Raw genomic sequence first — 618 nt, forward strand, 5'->3', positions numbered from 1 at the left:
AAGTGATGTTATTATTGATGCCTCAATGCCAGCAATGATTAGAACTTCTGGTAGAATGTGGAATGCCAATGGCCAATTACAAGATACAAAAGCTATAATTCCAGATAGTAGTTATGCTGGTGTTTATGCAGCAACCATAGATTTCTGTAAAAAACATGGCGCTTTTGATCCTACAACAATGGGTACGGTTCCTAACGTTGGTTTAATGGCACAAAAAGCTGAAGAATACGGTTCACACGATAAAACTTTTGAAATTGAAGCTAACGGAAAGGTTTCTGTAATTGATGAAGCTGGCAATACACTAATAGAACACACGGTTGAAACTGGTGATATTTGGCGTATGTGCCAAACAAAAGATGCTCCAATTCAAGACTGGGTAAAACTAGCCGTTACACGTGCAAGAGCTTCTGAAACACCTGCTGTTTTTTGGTTAGATGAAAATAGAGCTCATGATGCCGAACTTATTAAAAAAGTAAACACATACTTAAAAGACCACGATACAAACGGTTTAGATTTAAGAATTTTAGCCCCAATTGACGCTACACTATTTACTTGTGAAAGAATTAAAAATGGCGAAGACACAATATCTGTTACAGGAAACGTTTTACGTGATTATTT

At 36.6% G+C, this 618-nt stretch carries 1 protein-coding gene; it reads left to right on the forward strand.

Going from position 1 to position 618, the window contains the following annotated elements:
* A partial coding sequence (locus FUA24_RS23795) for an NADP-dependent isocitrate dehydrogenase (RefSeq protein WP_148545814.1) occupies nt 1–618 on the forward strand: 618 nt, incomplete at both ends.

The organism is Seonamhaeicola marinus, from assembly GCF_008085455.1.